At 71.6% G+C, this 15,217-nt stretch carries 12 protein-coding genes; 6 read left to right on the plus strand and 6 right to left on the minus strand.

Features of this window, described 5'->3' with window-relative positions; genetic code table 11:
* Window positions 1–485 precede the first annotated feature (485 nt).
* The 4 genes from ACH4ZX_RS12970 to ACH4ZX_RS12985 form a co-directional block, all read right to left on the minus strand.
* Window positions 486–1,610 carry a GuaB3 family IMP dehydrogenase-related protein gene (locus ACH4ZX_RS12970; protein WP_398271633.1) on the minus strand — a complete coding sequence of 375 codons (1,125 nt, stop codon included), beginning with the start codon at window positions 1,608–1,610 and terminating at the stop codon, window positions 486–488.
* A 116-nt stretch (window positions 1,611–1,726) separates the two neighbouring features.
* Window positions 1,727–3,232 carry an IMP dehydrogenase gene (gene guaB, locus ACH4ZX_RS12975; RefSeq protein WP_398271635.1) on the minus strand — a complete coding sequence of 502 codons (1,506 nt, stop codon included), beginning with the start codon at window positions 3,230–3,232 and terminating at the stop codon, window positions 1,727–1,729.
* Window positions 3,233–3,405: 173 nt separating this feature from the next.
* On the minus strand, window positions 3,406–3,993 hold the full coding sequence (locus tag ACH4ZX_RS12980) for a sigma-70 family RNA polymerase sigma factor (protein ID WP_108013267.1): 588 nt from the start codon (window positions 3,991–3,993) through the stop codon (window positions 3,406–3,408).
* A gap of 443 nt (window positions 3,994–4,436) precedes the next feature.
* Window positions 4,437–5,048 (minus strand): response regulator transcription factor, encoded by a 612-nt coding sequence (locus ACH4ZX_RS12985; RefSeq protein WP_003948568.1) that lies wholly within the window; start codon window positions 5,046–5,048, stop codon window positions 4,437–4,439.
* A 380-nt stretch (window positions 5,049–5,428) separates the two neighbouring features.
* On the opposite strand from ACH4ZX_RS12985, the gene ACH4ZX_RS12990 reads away from it, so the two are divergent.
* Window positions 5,429–5,758, plus strand: a complete 330-nt coding sequence (locus tag ACH4ZX_RS12990; protein ID WP_351893959.1) for a WhiB family transcriptional regulator — start codon at window positions 5,429–5,431, stop codon at window positions 5,756–5,758.
* A 186-nt stretch (window positions 5,759–5,944) separates the two neighbouring features.
* Here the strand turns inward: ACH4ZX_RS12990 and ACH4ZX_RS12995 are convergent, their stop codons facing one another.
* A complete protein-coding gene (locus tag ACH4ZX_RS12995; RefSeq protein ID WP_351893961.1) occupies window positions 5,945–6,841 on the minus strand; it encodes a LysR family transcriptional regulator in 897 nt (298 codons plus the stop codon).
* Window positions 6,842–6,922: 81 nt separating this feature from the next.
* Between ACH4ZX_RS12995 and ACH4ZX_RS13000 the strand changes: the two genes are divergently transcribed.
* From ACH4ZX_RS13000 to ACH4ZX_RS13010, 3 genes are all read left to right on the plus strand, one after another.
* Window positions 6,923–7,591 (plus strand): MOSC domain-containing protein, encoded by a 669-nt coding sequence (locus ACH4ZX_RS13000; RefSeq protein ID WP_398271637.1) that lies wholly within the window; start codon window positions 6,923–6,925, stop codon window positions 7,589–7,591.
* A 97-nt stretch (window positions 7,592–7,688) separates the two neighbouring features.
* On the plus strand, window positions 7,689–8,462 hold the full coding sequence (locus tag ACH4ZX_RS13005) for an SDR family NAD(P)-dependent oxidoreductase (protein ID WP_398271639.1): 774 nt from the start codon (window positions 7,689–7,691) through the stop codon (window positions 8,460–8,462).
* A gap of 85 nt (window positions 8,463–8,547) precedes the next feature.
* Window positions 8,548–9,237 (plus strand): ester cyclase, encoded by a 690-nt coding sequence (locus ACH4ZX_RS13010; protein ID WP_398271641.1) that lies wholly within the window; start codon window positions 8,548–8,550, stop codon window positions 9,235–9,237.
* Between the two features lie 125 nt (window positions 9,238–9,362).
* Here ACH4ZX_RS13010 and ACH4ZX_RS13015 read toward each other — a convergent pair whose 3' ends face one another.
* Window positions 9,363–10,250, minus strand: a complete 888-nt coding sequence (locus tag ACH4ZX_RS13015; protein WP_398271643.1) for a GyrI-like domain-containing protein — start codon at window positions 10,248–10,250, stop codon at window positions 9,363–9,365.
* Between the two features lie 83 nt (window positions 10,251–10,333).
* Here ACH4ZX_RS13015 and ACH4ZX_RS13020 point away from each other — a divergent pair, with 83 nt between their 5' ends.
* Together ACH4ZX_RS13020 and pglW are read left to right on the plus strand one after the other, a co-directional pair.
* A complete protein-coding gene (locus ACH4ZX_RS13020; protein ID WP_398271645.1) occupies window positions 10,334–10,507 on the plus strand; it encodes an ester cyclase in 174 nt (57 codons plus the stop codon).
* A gap of 185 nt (window positions 10,508–10,692) precedes the next feature.
* A complete protein-coding gene (gene pglW / locus ACH4ZX_RS13025; protein ID WP_398271647.1) occupies window positions 10,693–15,105 on the plus strand; it encodes a BREX system serine/threonine kinase PglW in 4,413 nt (1,470 codons plus the stop codon).
* The last annotated feature ends 112 nt before the right edge of the window (window positions 15,106–15,217 follow it).

The raw sequence follows: 15,217 nt of genomic DNA on the forward strand, positions 1-15,217 counted from the left end.
CCGCTAGCCTGTGAACAGGTGGAGCCCACCGCAGCGGGTACTGCGGCAGGCTCCGGGGTGGATCACGGAGTGTCCGTCCCTAGTGTGTATAGGGACGGCCGCTCACCATCCGAAAAGCCGCAAGATCCACCTCCTCCGGCACTTCACCATCCGAAGACGGATCCGGTCCCAGCGGGTGGGCTTGCGGTGGCGGCCCATAGGCGCCCCCTTCCACGACGCCGCCCAGAGACCCGGTAGGCAGCACGTCGGATGTCGGGCCGGGCCCCGAGGGCCGGGGTCCGGGACCTTGCCCTTGGAAGGGGGCGCCCCACACGACTGGGTCGCCGGAAACGGACACTATCGCCTCATACGACCCGTTCAGCACGCATTCGCCCTGAACGCAACCGTGCGCCCCCTACATCGCAAACGCGCCCCACTCACCCCCAGGCACGCAAAAGGGCCCGGACCGAAACGTGGTCCGGGCCCTTTCGGGCGTGCCGTACGGCCTACCGCCTGTGCTGGGAGTCCGCCACCGTCACCTCGACCCGCTGGAACTCCTTCAGCTCGCTGTAGCCGGTCGTGGCCATGGCCCGCCGCAGCGCACCGAAGAAGTTCATCGAGCCGTCGGGGGTGTGCGACGGGCCCGTCAGGACCTCCTCGATGGTGCCGACCGTGCCCAGGTCGACCTTCTTGCCACGCGGCAGTTCCTCGTTGACCGCCTCCATGCCCCAGTGGTGGCCCTTGCCCGGCGCGTCCGTCGCGCGGGCCAGCGGGGAGCCCATCATCACCGCGTCGGCGCCGCAGGCGATCGCCTTGGGCAGGTCGCCGGACCAGCCGACGCCGCCGTCCGCGATCACGTGCACGTACCGGCCGCCGGACTCGTCCATGTAGTCGCGGCGGGCGGCGGCCACGTCCGCGACCGCCGTCGCCATCGGGACCTGGATGCCCAGCACGTTGCGCGTGGTGTGCGCGGCGCCGCCGCCGAAGCCGACCAGCACGCCCGCGGCGCCCGAGCGCATCAGGTGCAGGGCCGCCGTGTACGTGGCGCAGCCGCCGACGATCACCGGCACGTCGAGTTCGTAGATGAACTGCTTCAGGTTCAGCGGCTCGGCCGCGCTGGAGACGTGCTCCGCCGAGACCGTGGTGCCGCGGATGACGAAGATGTCCACGCCCGCGTCGACGACCGCCTTGGAGAACTGCGCGGTGCGCTGCGGGGAGAGCGCGGCCGCGGTGACCACGCCCGAGTCGCGCACCTCCTTGATGCGCGCGCCGATCAGCTCCTCCTTGATGGGAGCCGCGTAGATCTCCTGGAGGCGGCGGGTCGCCGTGTCGGAGTCCAGCCCGGCGATCTCGTCGAGCAGCGGCTGCGGGTCCTCGTACCGCGTCCACAGGCCCTCGAGGTTGAGCACGCCGAGGCCGCCGAGCTCGCCGATGCGGATCGCGGTGGCCGGCGAGACGACCGAGTCCATGGGGGCGGCCAGGAAGGGCAGCTCGAAGCGGTAGGCGTCGATCTGCCAGGCGATCGAGACCTCCTTCGGGTCCCGCGTACGGCGGCTGGGGACGACGGCGATGTCGTCGAAGGCGTACGCCCGGCGGCCGCGCTTGCCGCGCCCGATCTCGATCTCAGTCACGTCTGTGGCCTTTCCCTGATGCGTTGCAGCGTCTTCCAGTATCGCCGACGGGCACGACAAGGGCGGCCCCGGATGTGCCGGGACCGCCCTCGGTGTGCCTCACGCGTGCGCGTGCGTCACGCCCTGCTGCCGTAGTTCGGCGCCTCGACCGTCATCTGGATGTCGTGCGGGTGGCTCTCCTTCAGACCCGCCGAGGTGATCCGCACGAACTTGCCCCTGGCCTGCAGCTCCGGGACCGTCCGGCCGCCGACGTAGAACATCGACTGGCGCAGGCCGCCGACCAGCTGGTGCACGACCGAGGAGAGCGGGCCGCGGTAGGGCACCTGGCCCTCGATGCCCTCGGGGATCAGCTGCTCGTCGGAGGCGACGCCCTCCTGGAAGTAGCGGTCCTTGGAGAACGACTTGCGGTCGCCGCGGGACTGCATGGCGCCCAGCGAGCCCATGCCGCGGTAGGACTTGAACTGCTTGCCGTTGATGAACAGCAGCTCGCCCGGCGACTCCTCGCAGCCCGCGAGCAGCGAGCCCAGCATCACCGTGTCGGCGCCCGCGACCAGGGCCTTGGCGATGTCGCCGGAGTACTGCAGGCCGCCGTCGCCGATGACCGGCACGCCGGCGTCCTTCGCGGCGAGCGCGGCCTCGTAGATGGCCGTGACCTGCGGGACGCCGATGCCGGCGACGACGCGGGTGGTACAGATCGAGCCGGGGCCGACGCCGACCTTGATGGCGTCGGCGCCCGCGTCGACGAGGGCCTGGGCGCCGTCGCGGGTGGCGACGTTGCCGCCGATGACGTCGACGGAGGAGTTCGACTTGATCTTGGCGATCATGTCGCCGACCAGCCGGGAGTGGCCGTGCGCGGTGTCGACGACGATGAAGTCGACGCCCGCCTCGATCAGCGCCTGGGCGCGCTCGAAGGCGTCACCGGCCACGCCGACCGCGGCGCCGACCAGCAGCCGGCCCTCGGCGTCCTTGGCGGCGTTCGGGTACTTCTCCGCCTTGACGAAGTCCTTGACGGTGATCAGGCCCTTGAGGACGCCCTCGTCGTCGACCAGCGGCAGCTTCTCGATCTTGTGCTTGCGCAGCAGCTCCATGGCCTCGACGCCGGAGATGCCGACCTTGCCGGTGACCAGCGGCATCGGCGTCATGACCTCGCGGACCTGGCGCGTGCGGTCGGACTCGAAGGCCATGTCGCGGTTGGTGACGATGCCGAGCAGCTTCTTGTTGCCGTCGGTGACGGGCACGCCGCTGATGCGGAACTTGGCGCACAGCGCGTCGGCCTCGGCGAGGGTGGCGTCCGGGTGCACCGTGATCGGGTCGGCCACCATGCCGGACTCCGAGCGCTTCACCAGGTCGACCTGGTTGGCCTGGTCCTCGATGGAGAGGTTGCGGTGCAGGACGCCGACGCCGCCCTGGCGGGCCATCGCGATCGCCATGCGCGACTCGGTGACCTTGTCCATGGCGGCGGACAGCAGCGGGATGTTCACCCGCACGTTCTTGGAGACGTACGAGGCGGTGTCGATCTCGTCGGGTGCCATGTCCGACGGGCCCGGCAGCAGCAGCACGTCGTCGTAGGTCAGCCCGAGTGTCGCGAATTTTCCGGGCACTCCGTCGACGTTGGCAGTCATGACACCTTCCCCAGATGGCCTTGCTCGGTGCGGATGTCCATGCTAACGGGAAGCGCGGCTGTCCCATTCCACGGTTTGAGGCCTGTGCGGGCTTCGGATGTTCGTATGTTCCTACGGAACTGGCTCGCATGTTCCTACGGAAGCGGCGCACCGCCTGTTCAACTGAGGGAGGCCTACTGCTCGGCGAGCGCGCGCAGCCGGCTCAGCGCCCGGTGCTGCGCGACGCGCACGGCCCCGGGTGACATTCCCAACATCTGGCCGGTCTCCTCGGCCGTGAGACCCACCGCGATGCGCAGCAGCAGCAGCTCCCGCTGGTTCTCGGGCAGGTTGGCCAGCAGTTTCTTGGCCCATTCGGCGTCGCTGCTGAGCAGCGCGCGCTCCTCGGGGCCCAGCGAGTCGTCCGGGCGCTCCGGCATCTCGTCGGACGGGACGGCCGTCGAACCGGGGTGCCGCATGGCCGCGCGCTGCAGGTCGGCGACCTTGTGGGCGGCGATGGCGAAGACGAACGCCTCGAAGGGACGCCCGGTGTCCTTGTAGCGCGGCAGGGCGAGGAGGACGGCGACGCAGACTTCCTGCGCGAGGTCCTCGACGAAGTGGCGCGCGTCGCCGGGCAGCCGGGACAGCCGGGTGCGGCAGTAGCGCAGGGCCAGCGGGTGGACATGGGCGAGCAGGTCGTGCGTGGCCTGCTCGTCCCCGTCGACGGCACGGTGGACGAGCGCACCGATCGCCCCCGCGGCGCCCGCCGCCTCGTCCTCGCGCATCGGTCCATGGTGCCTTGCGGCCGTGCGGTCCGTGGCACCGCGCCTGATGTTGTGCACCGAAGCGTTATGAGCAGGTGCGCCGGCACTCATCCCCTGCGCCCTCCCCTTCCGCTCGACCGACTCGTCCCCGGAAGACTCCACATCTCAAGGATGCGGCATCCGCGCCGAAACGAGCAGCGGGCACCCGGCGGTCGCCTCCGCGCAGCGGATTCGAGGAGGTGCGGGCGCGTGCCGCGCGTCCGGACCCGCCTCGCATCGCCTCACCCCGCCCACCCGGCGGCAGGCGGGGGTGTCCGTGCCCCCGCTGCTGCGCACGGGGTGTCCGCGCACTGCATGTCCGCGCTCGGGGTGTCTGAGCACGGCGTGCCTGCGCACGGCATGTCCGCGCACTGCATGTCCGCGCTCGGGGTGTTGGCGCACGGCATGTCCGCGCTCGGGGTGTCCTAGCGGACCAGACCCCACCGGAAGCCGAGCGCCACGGCGTGTGCCCGGTCCGAGGCGCCGAGCTTCTTGAACAGCCGACGCGCGTGCGTCTTGACGGTGTCCTCGGAGAGGAACAGCTCGCGGCCGATCTCCGCGTTGGACCGGCCGTGGCTCATGCCTTCCAGCACCTGGATCTCACGCGCGGTGAGCGTGGGCGCGGCGCCCATCTCGGCGGAGCGCAGCCGGCGGGGGGCCAGACGCCAGGTCGGGTCGGCGAGGGCCTGCGTGACGGTGGCGCGCAGCTCCGCGCGCGAGGCGTCCTTGTGCAGGTAGCCCCGGGCGCCGGCGGCGACCGCGAGGGCCACGCCGTCCAGGTCCTCGGCCACCGTGAGCATGATGATGCGCGCGCCCGGGTCGGCGGACAGCAGCCGGCGCACGGTCTCGACGCCGCCCAGTCCGGGCATGCGCACGTCCATCAGGATCAGGTCCGAGCGGTCGGCGCCCCAGCGGCGGAGGACTTCCTCGCCGTTGGCCGCGGTCGTCACGCGCTCGACGCCGGGCACGGTCGCGACCGCGCGGCGGAGCGCCTCTCGAGCGAGCGGGGAGTCGTCGCAGACGAGGACGGATGTCATGGCCGCCCTCCGCAGCTGATGCACGTCACCTTGAGCCTCCAGGCTGGTACGAATCGTCACCTGTGCGGTCGACCCGCTCGGACGCCTGCCCGAGCACTTGCGGTGCCAACCGCCTCCGCCTTCTCAACGACGGTCACTCGAAAGAGTTACGGGGCCGTGTGCCATCTTCGGCACTCTACGTGAGGGGCCGGACACGGTGGAGACATGCGCGGGGGACTCACCGCGTTTCACCATGAGCCATGCCCCATTCGGACCCTTTTCTTCCCATCTACAGGTGTCTGAGGCTAGATTCGCAATGAGTCATATTTTCATCTCCTTAGATCGTAGTTGTGCGGTCATCGCCACCGTATCCGCTCAGAACGGCTACAAGGGGTCATGTAATGGCAGATTTCTCCCGCCTTCCCGGACCGAACGCGGACCTGTGGGACTGGCAGCTCCTGGCCGCCTGCCGCGGAGTGGACAGCTCGCTCTTCTTCCACCCGGAGGGTGAGCGCGGTGCGGCCCGGAGCGCTCGTGAGAACTCGGCCAAGGAGGTCTGTATGAGGTGCCCGGTCCGCGCGCAGTGCGCGGCGCACGCGCTGGCGGTGCGTGAGCCGTACGGCGTGTGGGGCGGCCTGACCGAGGACGAGCGCGAAGAGCTCATGGGAAGGGCGCGGAACCGGCTGGTATCGGCGTCGGCGACCGGCGGGGACAGCGTCTCGAACAACTGAAGGAACGTTTCTGCAAGACACGATGGGTACGCGCCACGCGTGCCCATCCTTTTGTCCCCGGTGGCTCGCCCCGGCCACCGGAACCCCCGGCCACCCGAGCCCCCGGCCACCGGAACCCCCGGCCACCGGAGCCCCCGACCACCGGACCGCCCGGCCACCGGACCTCCCGGCTACCGGACCTCCCGGCTACCGGACGGCCGCGTGCGCGAGCTGGTCCAGGGTGGCCGCCACCGCCGGCACCTGCGCCAGGTCCGGCAGTGTCAGCGCGACGATCTCCCGCCGCACCGCCGGCTCCAGCGTCAGCACGCGCGCGTGCCGGGGCCGTACGGCCTCCAGCGCGAGCTGCGGCAGCACGGCCACGCCGAGGCCGGCGCCGACCAGGCCGACGACCGCCGGATAGTCGTCGGTGGCGAAGTCGATGCGCGGGGTGAATCCCGCGCTCTCGCACACCTCGACCAACTGCCCGCGGCAGCGCGGACAGCCGGCGATCCACGGCTCCGCGGCGAGCTCGCCGATGCCGACGGACTCCGCGCCCGCGAGCCGGTGCCGCTCCGGTACCAGGCCGACGAGCCGGTCGGTCAGCAGCGGCCGTACGACGAGGTCGTCCCACTCCTCCGCGCCCGGCGCGCCCTCGTACCGGAAGGCGAGCGCGATGTCGCAGTCGCCCTGGCGCAGCAGTTCGACCGACTTCGGCGGCTCGGCCTCCTCCAGGAAGACCCGGGTGCCGGGATGCGCGGCGCGCAGGGCGGCGAGCGCCGTCGGGACGAGGGTGGAGCTGCCGCTGGGGAAGGACACCAGCCGCACGCGCCCGGCGCGCAGCCCGGCGATCGCGGCGACCTCCTCCTCGGCGGCGGTGAGCCCGGCGAGGATGCCGCCCGCGTGCCGGACGAGCGCCTCTCCGGCCTCGGTCAGCCGCATCTCGCGTCCGCTGCGGACGAGCAGCGGGGTGCCGACCGACGCCTCCAGGGCCTTGATCTGCTGGCTGACGGCGGGCTGGGTGCAGCCCAGTGCGCGCCCCGCGGCGGAGAAGGAGCCGGTGGTGGCGACGGCGCGCAGTACACGCAGATGACGAGCCTCGAGCACACCGCCGAGGATAAGCGGTCCTTTGGCCGGGCGCCGAATAATGCGTCGACGCTTTGACCGCCCGTCCCCTACCGTGCGGCCATGAAGCTTCTGTCCGTCAACGTCGGCCGCGCGCGCCCCGTGCCGTACACGGACCAGCCGCAGGGGCTGACCGGCATCGACAAGCGGCCCGCGGACGGGCCGGTGCGGGTGGCCGCGCCGGGACCCAAGGGCGTGGGGGCGAGCGGGATCGCCGGGGACGCGGTGTGCGACACGCGCCACCACGGCGGTGACCACCAGGCGGTGTACGCGGTGGCGCGCGAGGACCTCGACGACTGGGAGCGCGAGCTGGGGCGGCCGCTGGCGAACGGCTCGTTCGGCGAGAACCTCACCACCCTGGGCCTGGACGTGTCCGGCGCGCTGATCGGCGAGCGCTGGCAGGTCGGACCGGAGGTGGTGCTGGAGGTGACCTGCGGGCGGATCCCGTGCCGCACCTTTCAGGGCCATATGGGTGAGAAGGGGTGGGTGAAGCGGTTCACACTCAAGGGTGCACCCGGGGCGTATCTGCGGGTGATACGACCCGGCGAGATCCGCGCCGGCGACGCGGTCGAGATCGTGCACCGGCCCGGACACGATGTGACGGTGGCCCTGCAGTTCCGCGCGGTGACGACCGAACGGGCTTTGCTGCCGCGGTTGTTGGCTGCCGTGGACGCGCTGCACCCGGAGTCGGCGGAGACGGCACGAAAATACACCGCGCGACAGCAGACCTGACGAGCCATCAGCTACCGGCCTCTTCGCGGGTGCTTCACCACCGCCGGGACCTGTGCAGACAGCGGACTGACGCGGTCCGGGTAACTACGCTTGGGCCATGACAACGGCTCTGATCACAGGAGCGACCGCGGGCATCGGCGCCGCGTTCGCACGTCGGCTGGCGGCCGACGGGCACGACCTGGTGCTCGTGGCGCGCGACACCGAGCGGCTGCGCGAGCAGGCGACCGAACTGCACGACCGGCACGGCATCGAGGCGGAGGTCCTGACCGCGGACCTCGCCACGGACGACGGCATCGAGGCGGTGGCCGCGCGGCTGTCCGACCGCAAGAACCCCGTCGACCTGCTGGTCAACAACGCCGGCTTCGGCAACAAGGGCCGCTATCTCGACGTGTCGATGGCGGACGAGCTGAGGATGCTGAAGGTGCACTGCGAGGCGGTGCTGCGGCTGACGTCGGCCGCGGCGGAGGCGATGCGGGAGCGGGGGCGCGGCGGCGTGGTCAACGTCGCCTCCGTGGCCGCCTTCGTGCCGCGCGGGACGTACGGGGCGTCGAAGGCGTGGGTCGTGCAGTTCACGCAGGGCGCGGCGAAGGACCTGGCGGGCAGCGGCGTACGGCTGATGGCGCTGTGCCCCGGCTTCGTGCGCACGGAGTTCCACCAGCGGGCCGGGATGGGCACGGACAACATCCCGAACTGGATGTGGCTGGACGCGGACAAACTCGTCGCGGCGGCGCTGACGGACCTGGCGCACGGGAAGTCGCTGTCGATCCCCGACCCGCGCTACAAGGCGCTGATGGGCCTGGTGAAGGTGACGCCCCGGGCACTGCTGGGCGGGATCTCCTCCAAGACCGGCCGGAAGTACGGACCCCAGTAGCGACCGCCCGGTAGCGACCACGGCGGCCGGTGGGAAGAATGGTGCTGTCCGACCGGGCCGGACCCAGGGGGCCGGAGGCGGCGCCATGACCTTCGTACAGCTCATCGACTGCCGGACCAGCCGGTTCGACGAGATGAACCGGCTGATGGACGCGTGGGTCGAGAAGACAGGGGGGAAGCGGACCGCGACGCACGCGCTGATCGGCAGGGACCGGTCGGACGCGTCGCACTTCGTCGAGATCGTGGAGTTCCCGTCGTACGACGAGGCGATGCGGAACTCGAGGCTCCCGGAGACCGGCCGGATCTTCCAGGACATGGTCGCCCTCTGCGAGGGCGCGCCGGCCTTCACCGACCTGGACGTCGTACGGGACGAGCCGCTCGACCGCGCGACGGCGCGGGGGTTCTTCGCGGAGGCCGGGCGGGCCGGCGCGGAGGCGCTGTTCGAGCGGTTCACGGACGACTACGTCGGCCACGATCCCGCGAACCCGCGGGACACCGGGCTGCGGGCGGCGCGCGAGGAGTACGCCGGATGGCGCCGGGCCTTCGAGTTCTCCTTCACGGTCGAGGACCAGATCGCGCAGGGCGACCGGGTGTGCACGCGCTGGTCCTGGCACGGCACCCACAAGGGCGAGTTCCTGGGCATCCCGGCCACCGGCCAGCAGGTCGCCATGACCGGAACGACGTGGCACCGGTTCCGGGACGGACGGATCCGCGAGAGCTGGTGGCAGTACGACCGGGCGGGACTGCTGGAGCAGCTGGGGGTACTCGGAGAGTAGCCCGCGAAGGGGACGGCCCCCGCCCGGTGTATCGCTTCAGCCGGAGCGGGGGCGTCGTCCGGTCCCAGGCCGACCTGGGCGGTTGTTGTTCGCACCGATCAGGCCGTCTCTATTTTTCTTTCCGATCAACCGATCGTCGGCTTGACCGTGGTGCGGGTCACCGGGATCCACAGCTGCGCGTCGGACTGCGTCGGGTCGTGCCGAGTCGGGCGGGTGCGCAGGATCTCCGGTCCCGGACGGTACTCGTACGGGTTGGACGGCATCCACTGGGCGGCGACGTCACCCCACATCTGCTGCAGCGCCTGCGGGAACGGCCCGGTGTTCTCGAACACGGCCCAGGTGCCCGCGGGGCAGTCCAGCACGTCGAGGTCCCTGGGCAGCTCGGCGGCCGTGGTCACCACGGCGTGGTAGTAGTCGAGTTCGCTGCCCTCCTCGAAGCCGTCCGACAGGCGCACGGTCGCCGATACCACGCCCTCCGGGTCCTGGTCCGAGAGGCCGGCGATCCGCAGCATCGTCTCCGGCGGGATGCTCCGGATGTGCTCGGCGATGTGCGGGTTGACGCCCTGGTAGATCAGCGGGACCCGGGCCTTCCTGCCGACGACCCGGAATGCTTCCTTCTCCACGATGCGGTACCGCATGGTGCTGTTCCCTTCGACGGTGAGGCGGAAGGACAGCCGGGGCTGCGAGTTCAGAGCCGCGCCGGTACGCCTGGCCTCGCCGGGGCCGACGCCGTGCACGGCGCGGAACGCCCGGGCGAAGGCCTCGCCCGAGCTGTAGCCGTAGCGGATCGCGATCTCCAGCAGGGTCGGTTCCCCGGCCAGCACCTCCGCCCCCGCGACGGTGAGCCGCCGACGTCGGACGTACTCCGACAGCGGCATCCCCGCCAACGACGAGAACAGCCGCCTGAAGTGGTACTCGGACGTGACCGTGATCCGGGCCAGCGCGGACGCCTCGATGTGCTGGTCGAGGTGATCCTCGATGTGCTCCATGGCCTGGTTCAGCCGATCCAGCAACTCCGGCCTCCTTCCCTTCCGGTCACCGACGTTAGGAGGGACCGAGCCTGCCGCACCCGACATCCTGTGCCCGCTCCGGTCGGGTGCCGCAGGCCCACCAGGGCGACTTCCTGGGCATCCCGGCCACCAGGCAGCGGGTCGCCATGACCGGCACGACGTGGCACCGCTTCCGGAAGGGACGGATCTGCGAGGGCCGGCGGGGTCACGACCGGGCGGGACTGCTGGAGCAACTGGGGTACTCACGGAGCAGCCCGTGAAGGGGGACGGCCCCGCCCGGTGCGTACTTCCGCCGGAGCGGGGGCGTCGTCCGTCCCGTACCGGCATGGACGGATTGTCGGAGGCGCCGACTAGGATTCTCGGTCTGTCCCAATGGAGTCGGCCCCGTGTGTCTCTGGCCGGGGCCCCCTTGCTGTTCAGTGCCGTTTCCGTCCGGAGGTGCTCGGTGCACGCTGTCCCCAAGCCGACGGCTCCTGCTCCGCGAGAGCGCTGGTTCCAGCCGCGGCGATCGGGCTTCCGGTGGGAGCAGGAGGGCCTGGATCACCTCCGGGCGCTGATGCCGAAGACAGAGCCGTATCGTGCGTGGGCGACCTTCCAGTTCACGGGGGCTTCCGGGCGCATCAACGAGTGCGACGTCCTGATCGCCGTTCCCGGTGGGCTGTACCTGCTGGAACTGAAGGGGCATCCCGGCCGCGTCGTCAATCACGGTGACACCTGGCAGTTCCACGGCGACCGGGTACGCACCCTCCGCAATCCGCTGCACCTGACCGACCTGAAGGCCAAGGAGCTGAAGGGTCAGCTCGAACGGGCGGCCCGCGCGCTCGGCATGGATCCGCGGCAGGTCCCCTTCATCAAGCCCGCCGTCTTCCTTCACGACCCGGCGCTGGTGAGCGAACTGGACGAGTTCCAGCGCACCTCCGTCTACGGCCGCAACGACGGGGCGAGCGGTCTGCCGAAGGTCTGGGACGACCTGCTGGGCCGTCCGCCGGAGCGGGAGAGCTGGCGGATCACACCGGTGATCAGCCAGCGTCTGGAACAGCTCATGCAGCGGATGGGCATCAGCCACTCGACGGCCCACCTGCGTTTCGGCGACGACTGGAAGCTCGCCCCCCGGGCCCTGGACGCGGGTCCCGGCTGGGAGGACCGGCTGGCCGTGCGGGACGACGGTCTGGTTCAGGAGAGCGGCCGTGTCCGTATATACCTGGCCGGTGCCGCCGCGTCGGACGAACAACGGGCGAAGCTGGACCGTGCGGCCCGCCGCGAGTACCAGGTGCTGCAGGGCATCAACCATCGCGGCATCGTGCAGGCGGTGCAGATCCGCGAGCACCAGGGCGGACCGGCCATCCTGTTCCGCCACCGGGAATCCGACCTGCGGCTGGACGCCTACCTCGACGCGTACGGCGGCCTGCTCACCCCGCTGGTCCGCCTCGATCTGGTCCGTCAGCTCGCCGAGGCCGTGCGCTACGCGCACAACCGGTCCCTCTACCACCGGGCGCTGTCGGCGCGGTCGGTCTACGTCACGGCCCGCGAGGACGGCAGCGACCCGGTGCTGCGCATCGCCGACTGGCAGACCGCGGCCCGTGACTTCGAGACCACCCTCCATTCGCTGGGTGACACGCCCCTGGACACGGGCCTCATCGCGGACACGGCGCAGGTCTACCTGGCGCCGGAGACCGACCAGGAGTTCGCCGATCCCGTCGACCTGGACGTGTTCGGCCTGGGCGCGCTCACCTACCTGCTGATCACCGGCCGCCCTCCCGCCGATCGCCGCAGTTCCCTCCTGGAGCGGCTGCAGGGCGACAAGGGGCTGCACCCCTATGCGGTCTCGGACTCCGTGTCGGCCGCCCTGGACGCCCTGGTGTTCCGGGCCACGGCCGCCGACGTGCGGGACCGTCCGGCATCGGTCGACGAGTTCCTGGACCTGCTGGCCGCCGCGGAGTCGGATGCGGCGGCTCCGCAGCCGTCCGGCCGGCCGGCCGCGGATCCCCTCACGGTGCAGCCGGGGCAGCCCCTGGACGGCACCTGGACGGTGGTCCGTGTGCTCGGCACCGGCGCGACGGCCCGCGCCCTGCTCGTCCGCCACACCACCGACGACGGTGGCGACGACTCCCTGCGTGTCTTCAAGGTCGCCCTGGACCAGGAAAAGGACGCCCGGCTCCTGGCGGAGGCGAAGGCGCTGAAGGAGGTGGGCGGCGGGCGCATCGTGAAACTGCTCGCCGAGCCGCGCGAGTTCGAGGGCCACACGATCCTGGAGATCGAGTACGCGGGCGGATACCGCGCGGCCGACGACCGTGAGCCGGTCAGTCTCGGCTCGCGGCTGCGCGACCAGGGCCCGCTCGGCTACGACCAGTTGGAGCGTTTCGGCAACGACCTGTTCGACGCCCTGGACACGCTGGCGGCGCGCGGGGTGCGACACCGGGACGTCAAGCCCGACAACCTGGGCCTGTTCAAGCGCAGCGACGGCTCCTGGCAGCTCATGCTGTTCGACTTCTCCCTGGCCGACGCCCCGGACCAGGATTTGCACGCGGGCACGCGGGCGTATCTGGATCCGTTCCTGGGCAGCGCCGGCCGTTCGCGGTACGACGACCACGCCGAGTGGTATGCCGCCGCCGTCACCCTGCACGAGATGGCGTCCGGGGAGAGGCCGGTGTGGGGCGACGGCCAGGGCGATCCGCGCATGGTGCCCGACGCGGAGCTGCACGTGTCGGCCGAGCTGTTCCCCTCCGCTCTGAGCGAGGGTCTGAAGAACTTCTTCGAACGGGCCCTGAACCGGGACGTGGAGCAGCGCTACGACAGCCTGGGACAGTTGCAGGAGGCGTGGCGGCAGGTCTTCCGCACCGCGGACGCTGCGCGTCCGGCCACCACTCCCGCGACGGTCGGCATGAGTGCGGAGGATCTGGAGGACGCACGGGAGCAGGCCGCCGAGGCCGCGGGTCTGGAGACTCCGCTCGCCGCCGCGGGCCTTTCCCCGCGGGCCGTGGCGGTGGCCGAGAGTCTCAAGGCCCACACGGTCGAGCAGTTGCTCAACATTCCGCCGCACCACATCGCGCGGGCGCGCGGCGCCGGCAACGCGATCCGCAAGGAGCTGAACCGCCGCCACCGGCAGTGGACGCAGGCGCTGCGCCGCCGCGCGACCGTGCAGAGGTCGCTGACGCTCGCCCCGGACGCGCCGGAGGAGGTGCTGGAGTCCGTCGACACCCTGGCGGCGCGTCTGACGCCGCCGGAGGGCAAGCGCCGTACGCGGCCCCGCTCCGACGTCGTCCGTGCGACGCTTCAGCTTCCGGGTGCGCTGGAGGCCGACGAGGCGCTGGAGCCGTGGCCGGCGCAGAGTGCGATAGCGCAGGCGCTGGGCATCAGCCAGCCGACCGTGTCGCAGAACGTGCAGGTCGCGGTGGAGCTATGGGCTGGACTGCCGTGGCTCGACAAGGTCCGCGACGAACTGGTGGCGATCCTGACCGACCGGGACCGGGTCTCGACGGCCGGGGAACTGGCGTCGGAGCTGCGGGCCCGGCACGGCGCCGGAACCGAGGATCCGGCCGAGGCCCAGGCCAAGGCGCTGGCGGTGGTGCGGGCAGCGGTCGAGACGGAGATCCGCAAGCGAAGCGAAGAAGCGCAGCCCGACACTGAAGGGGAGCCGCCGGCCCGCCTTGCCGTGCAGCGCCGGGTCGGCCGGGTCGTCGTCGCGCTGGAGGACCAGCCGGGCGCCGACGAGCCGACGCCTGCAGAACTCGCCGACTACGCGGCCGAGTTGGGCCTGCGAGCGGCCGAACTGGCCGGGCGTGACCCGTTGCCCGGCCGGACGACCGTATTGCGGGAGCTGCGCGCGGTGCCCGCCCCGGACGGCATGCCCCCGCTCGCCGACACCCGGCTGGTGGAGCTGGCCGCCTCGATGGCGCACGACGTCGCGGTGTCCCCGCGGCTGGAGCTGTTCCCGCTCGGTCTGTCGCTGGCGCGTGCACTGCGCATCTCGCAGGCGCCGGCGGGGGTCCGCCCGGAGACCGGGATCACCACCGCGGACCTGCTGTCCCGGGTCCGGGCCCGGTTCCCCGGCCTGGCCGTGCTGGACGAGACGACGTACGTCGAGCTGGGCGAGGCGCTGACCGAGGCCGGGTTCCCGCTGGTCCACGACCAGGAGCGGCGGCGTTTCGTCCCGCAGCGGCCGAAGGACGGCACGGCCAGCCGGCCGGCGTTGTCTTCCTCGGTGCTGACCAGCACCGGCTCGCTGTACGCCGCCGCGCAGGGCAGCATCGCGGAGGGCCGGGACCCGCGCGAGGTGCTGTCCGCCCGGCTGGCGGACGCGAGGCGGCGGGGCGGGTTCCTGGCGCTCACGCTGAGGGGGGCGGAGCTGCCGGGAGTCGCACCGGCCCTGGCGGAGCGGTACGAGGTCACCGCCGTGTCGCTGGGCGGGCTGTTCCTGGACGCGTTGAAGGAGCTGGCCGAGGAGCAGTCGGTGCGCTGGCAGGCGCTGCTGAAGGCGGACGCCAAGTACACGGCGACCGGCACGCTGGGGGCGGCGCTCGCCTCGTACACGCGGCTGGCGGCCGAGCGGGTCCGGCAGCAGGTGCTCGACCTCGCGGAGCGGTCCGGACCGCGCACCGTCCTGCTGGTCCAAGAGGCCGGGCTGATCGCCCGGTACTGGGAGGCGGGCGGCAGGGAGCTGCTGGCGGCTCTGCAGCAGTCGGCGCGGCGGCCCGCGGACACCCCGCACGGCCTGTGGCTGTTGCTGCCGGCCGAGGACGCGCGGGCCACGCCCACGCTGGACGGCCGCACGGTGGAGGTGGTGGACCGGGCCAGCGAGTGGGAGGTGCTGGACGGGCTGTTTGTGAAGAGCCTGCAGCCGGCCGGTTCACCCTCCTGATTGCCCGATTCGGCTTGCCAAGTATCTTTACCGGCGATTCACTTGCACAAAATCGGGTGAGACTAGCCTGGGGCAGCCTTCGGAAGGGAGTGCGGCATGCTTCTCAATTTCC

This window comes from Streptomyces sp. NPDC020490 (genome assembly GCF_044335305.1).
Classification (GTDB): Bacteria; Actinomycetota; Actinomycetes; order Streptomycetales; family Streptomycetaceae; genus Streptomyces.

Coding starts and splice junctions, on each gene's coding strand:
- guaB (WP_398271635.1), bottom strand. CDS start 3,232: ATGACTGCCAACGTCGACGGAGTGCCCGGAAAATTCGCGACACTCGGG.
- ACH4ZX_RS12980 (WP_108013267.1), bottom strand. CDS start 3,993: ATGCGCGAGGACGAGGCGGCGGGCGCCGCGGGGGCGATCGGTGCGCTC.
- ACH4ZX_RS12985 (WP_003948568.1), bottom strand. CDS start 5,048: ATGACATCCGTCCTCGTCTGCGACGACTCCCCGCTCGCTCGAGAGGCG.
- ACH4ZX_RS12990 (WP_351893959.1), top strand. CDS start 5,429: ATGGCAGATTTCTCCCGCCTTCCCGGACCGAACGCGGACCTGTGGGAC.
- ACH4ZX_RS13000 (WP_398271637.1), top strand. CDS start 6,923: ATGAAGCTTCTGTCCGTCAACGTCGGCCGCGCGCGCCCCGTGCCGTAC.
- ACH4ZX_RS13005 (WP_398271639.1), top strand. CDS start 7,689: ATGACAACGGCTCTGATCACAGGAGCGACCGCGGGCATCGGCGCCGCG.
- ACH4ZX_RS13010 (WP_398271641.1), top strand. CDS start 8,548: ATGACCTTCGTACAGCTCATCGACTGCCGGACCAGCCGGTTCGACGAG.